Consider the following 422-nt stretch of genomic DNA (forward strand, 5'->3'; position numbering starts at 1 on the left):
TATGGAGGATACAGGGATCGAACCTGTGACCTCCTGCTTGTAAGGCAGATGCTCTCCCAGCTGAGCTAATCCTCCAAAATGACCCGTACGGGATTCGAACCCATGTTACTGCCGTGAAAGGGCAGTGTCTTAAACCACTTGACCAACGGGTCATACTACAAAAATATACGGAGAGTGAGGGATTCGAACCCTCGAAACAGACTTTAATCCGTTTACATCATTTCCAATGATGCTCCTTCGGCCAGCTCGGACAACTCTCCATAGTACTCCGGCAGGCGGGCTCGAACCGTCGACAACCTGATTAACAGTCAGGTGCTCTACCAACTGAGCTATGCCGGAATAATCGCGTGGCAACGTCCTACCCTTGCAGGGGGCGATCCCCCAACTACTCTTGGCGTGCTGAAGCTTAACTTCTGTGTTCG

General features: G+C 51.4%; 4 tRNA genes. All 4 read right to left on the reverse strand.

The annotated features are described in order from the left end of the window. Positions 1-2: 2 nt before the first annotated feature. The 4 genes from AC6UDB_RS06965 to AC6UDB_RS06980 all read right to left on the reverse strand — a co-directional run bounded on the left by AC6UDB_RS06965 (position 3) and on the right by AC6UDB_RS06980 (position 339). Positions 3-75: transfer RNA gene (locus AC6UDB_RS06965), tRNA-Val, on the reverse strand. A 4-nt stretch (positions 76-79) separates the two neighbouring features. Beyond that, positions 80-152: transfer RNA gene (locus AC6UDB_RS06970), tRNA-Glu, on the reverse strand. Positions 153-168: 16 nt separating this feature from the next. Next, positions 169-260 (reverse strand) — tRNA-Ser (locus AC6UDB_RS06975). Positions 261-266: 6 nt separating this feature from the next. Further along, positions 267-339, reverse strand: a tRNA-Asn gene (locus tag AC6UDB_RS06980). Positions 340-422 lie beyond the last annotated feature (83 nt).

The sequence above is a fragment of the Fructilactobacillus sp. X3R2C1 genome, assembly GCF_059901235.1.